Genomic DNA, 3,680 nt, shown 5'->3' on the forward strand with positions numbered 1-3,680 from the left:
CGGGGTCCTCGACGCGGAACCCGCCGCCACCCGCCGGCCCGCGGGCCGGCGACGTCCGAACTCCGAAAGGAGGTGCGGGTCCCGCCGCCGTCCTCGCCGAGGCGGTGCGCCCGAACAGGATGACCGCACACCCACGCCCCGCGCTCGACACCGCGCGTCCGCACCGCCGGTCGCCGGCGGGGGTTCTCGACCGCTTCCGCCGGCCCGCCCCGACGCGGATCGCCGACCGGGGCGGACGCCTCGCCGCCCTCGGCGACGACCACGACCACGACTACGGCTCCGGCCCCGCCCACGCCCGCCGGACGATCGCCCGCGGGCGGCCCGGACCGCGCATGCGGGCGCTCACCGGTCCCGGCCCGAACCCACCGTCCGGGGCCGCCCACGAGACGCTGCGCGGGGGCGCCGCCGTGTCCACGCCCCTCGCGCGGCGCGCGGCGGCCACCCCCGGGAGGGCGTCATGACCGGACCCGCGCCCCTCGCCGTGGTGGGCGACGTGCTGCTCGACGAGGACATCGAGGGGGTCGCCACCCGGCTGGCCCCGGACGCCCCCGCACCGGTCGTCGACGTCACCGGTGACCACCGGCACCCGGGCGGTGCCGGGCTGGCCGCCGCGCTCGCGGCCCGCGGCGGCCGGGACGTGGTCCTGGTGACCGCGCTCGGCGACGACCCGGCCAGCGAGGCCGTGCGCCGGGAACTGAGCGGCCGGGTCCGGCTGCTGGAGCTCCCGCTGCACGGCACGCTGCCGGTGAAGACCCGGGTACTGGCGGGCGGGCGGCCGGTGGTGCGCATCGACCGGGGCGGCGGTACGCCCGGTGAACCGGACGAGGCGGTGCGGGAGGCGCTGGCGGGCGCGCGGGCCGTCCTCGTCGCGGACTACGGACGGCACACCGCCGGGGCCGTGCGCGCGCACCTTCGGGCCGTGGCCCGGTGCTCGCCCCTGGTGTGGGACCCGCACCCCAGGGGCGAGACGCCCGTGCCGGGAGCGCGCCTCGTCACACCGAACGCGGCGGAGGCCCTGGCCCTGTGTCCCGGGGCCGGAGGGTCGTCGCTGGGCGCGTACGCCGAGCGGGGGGCCGAGCTGGCGGTGCGCTGGCGGGCGGCGGGCGTCGCCGTCACGCTCGGCGACCGCGGGGTGCTGCTCACCCGGCCCGGCGGGGGGACGCCGATGCTCGTCCCGGCCCCGTTCCGGGCGGACGGGGATCCGTGCGGCGCGGGCGACTGCTTCGCCGCGACGGCGGCCGCGGCGCTCGCCGACGGGCTGCTTCCCGAGGAGGCGCTGCAACGGGCGGTCGCCGAGGCCGCCGCCTTCGTCTCGGCGGGCGGGGCGGGGAACCCGGAGCTGTGGCAACCGCGGGCCGCCCCCGGTACCGCGCGGGATCCCGCGGCCGACGCGTTCGAGCTGGCGGAGGGCGTCCGGGCCCGCGGCGGCACCGTGGTCGCCACCGGTGGCTGCTTCGACCTGGTGCACGCCGGCCACGTCGGTCTGCTGGAGAGCGCCCGGCGGATCGGCGACTGCCTGATCGTGTGCCTCAACTCCGACGTCTCCGTCGCCCGCCGCAAGGGGCCGGGCCGCCCGCTCAACCCGGCGGCGGACCGGGCCAGGGTGCTGGGCGCACTGGGCAGCGTGGACGCGGTCGTGGTCTTCGAGGAGGACACGCCCGAGGCGGTGCTGGCCCGGCTGCGTCCCGACGTGTGGGTCAAGGGCGGGGACTACTCCGTCCAGGACCTGCCGGAGGCGTCGCTGCTGCGCACCTGGGGCGGCCAGGCGCTCGTCCTGCCCTACCTCGACGGCCGCTCGACAACCCTCCTGACCCGCAGGGCGGCGAAGGCCGCGGCGGCGACCCTGAAGGCCTCCGGCTCGTGACCCGGGGGCTCCCGGCGGGGAGCGGGAGCCCGGGGCGGGAGGAGTGACCGAGGCACACGACGGGCCCCTGCGGGACCTCGGCGACGCCGACCGGGATCCGCCGCGGGCCGGGACGACGACCACCCCGCTCCGAGGGCCGCACGCGGGCGGCCTCGGGAGGAACGGCTGCCGCGCGCCACGGCCCGGAAGACCGCCACGGCGGCCCCGGACCGGCCCGGACGGCGGAGGCCGACCGGCCGGCCGTGGGGCCGGGCGCGGCCCGCCCGGCTCAGGCGGCCGTCTCCAGCGCGGCCCGGCCGGCCACGTCGTCCTCCCCCGTCCGCAGCACCACCGGCGTGGTGGTCTGCCGGGCCCGCAGCAGGTGGCCCGCTCCGATCGCCCCGGCGATGATCAGTCCACCGCTGACCAGGGCGCCGCGCGGTCCGGCCAGCTCCATGAGGAGGCCGAGGGCGGGCGGGCCGCCCAGGCTCCACACGGTGCCGATGCTGCTCCAGACGCCGAGCACGCGTCCGCGCAGATGGGCGGGCGGGTCGGTCTGCAGGACGGCCGTTCCGGCGGTGTCGGAGACGGACTCGACGACGGCCATGGGCAGGACGAGCACGAGCAGCACGGCCAGTGACGGGGACAGCCCCGCCACCACCTGCAGCAGCGCGCCCGCCGCCGCCAGTGCGCCGACGAGGCGCACGGACGGCCTGCGCAGCCGCGCGCCGAGCACCGCGCCGATGATTCCGCCGACGGCGAGGACGGTGGACACGGTGCCGAACGCCCCGGCGCCGCCCGCGAGCGGCCCGGTGACCAGGACGGCGAGCGTGAGCCCGTAGTTGCGGCCGAAGACCGCGCTGACCCCGGTGACCCCGGCGAGCGCGAGCAGGCGCGGCCGGCGCGCGAAGAAGGTCAGCCCCTCCCGCACGCTCATGTCCCCCTGCGGGCGCCTGCCCCCGTGCGCCACGCGCCGGACCGCTCCCGGCGCCGGGCGCAGGAACGGGATGACCGCGGTCACGAAGAGGAAGGAGAACCCGTTGGCGAAGTACGCGGCGGAGGTGCCGAGGAACCCGACCGTCACCCCGGCGAGCGCGGCGCCCGCGAGCCGGCCCGCGTTGAACACCAGCGCGCCCACTCCGATGGCGGAGGGCACGTCCTCGGCCGGGACGAGGTCGTTGCCCAGCAGGGCGCAGGCCGGGTTGTCGACGGTGGCGACGATGCCGGTGACGGCGGCCAGCACCATCAGGGACGTCAGGTCGAGCCGGTCCAGCGCCACCAGGACGGCGGTGGTGAACGCGATGGCGCCGAGCAGCGCCTGGCTGACGGCGGCCGTCAGCTTCCGCGGCCACCGGTCGACCGCCGCGCCGCCGAGGACGCTCATGAGCAGGGCCGGCGCGGCCTGGACGGACATGGACAGACCCGTCGCGGCGGCGGACCCGGTGATCTGGAGGACCAGCAGGTTCTGGACCGTGAGCTGCATCCACGTACCGGCGTTGGACACGAAGTTCGCGACGGACCACCAGCGCATGCTGCGGTGCCGCAGGGACCGCCAGGGCGAGCGCGGCGCGGCCTCGGCCACCGGAGCGGCGGGCACCGGCGCAGGCGTGGGCTGGGCAGGGGTGGGCTGGGCAGGGATGGGCGAGGAAGACACAGTGCGCTACTCGGAGACGAGTCGAAGGACTCTGCAGGAGGGGGCGGGAAGCGGAACGCCGGCTGCGCTGCGCGGCGGCTCCCGTCACCGGGACAAGGCGCGGACCATCGTGGCAGAAGGGACCGCCGAGTCGGTTCCGAGCGCCCGGGCGTCATGGTGACGCGCGCACCAAATGGGCCGTGG

The 3,680-nt window shown here is 78.2% G+C and carries 3 protein-coding genes; 2 read left to right on the forward strand and 1 reads right to left on the reverse strand.

What is annotated here, in order from left to right:
- Positions 1 to 119 precede the first annotated feature (119 nt).
- Together RIM90_RS30985 and RIM90_RS30990 are read left to right on the forward strand one after the other, a co-directional pair.
- The gene (locus RIM90_RS30985) at positions 120 to 461 is read left to right on the forward strand and encodes a hypothetical protein (protein WP_309064062.1); all 342 of its coding nucleotides are present in this window, start codon (positions 120 to 122) and stop codon (positions 459 to 461) included.
- The gene (locus tag RIM90_RS30990; protein WP_309064063.1) at positions 458 to 1,864 is read left to right on the forward strand and encodes a PfkB family carbohydrate kinase; all 1,407 of its coding nucleotides are present in this window, start codon (positions 458 to 460) and stop codon (positions 1,862 to 1,864) included. The genes RIM90_RS30985 and RIM90_RS30990 overlap by 4 nt, the downstream gene beginning before the upstream one ends.
- A gap of 268 nt (positions 1,865 to 2,132) precedes the next feature.
- On the opposite strand, the gene RIM90_RS30995 is transcribed toward RIM90_RS30990, so the two are convergent.
- Positions 2,133 to 3,374 (reverse strand): MFS transporter, encoded by a 1,242-nt coding sequence (locus RIM90_RS30995; protein ID WP_375165621.1) that lies wholly within the window; start codon positions 3,372 to 3,374, stop codon positions 2,133 to 2,135.
- Positions 3,375 to 3,680 lie beyond the last annotated feature (306 nt).

This window comes from Streptomyces sp. (assembly GCF_031181555.1).
Classification (GTDB): Bacteria; Actinomycetota; Actinomycetes; order Streptomycetales; family Streptomycetaceae; genus Streptomyces; species Streptomyces fimbriatus.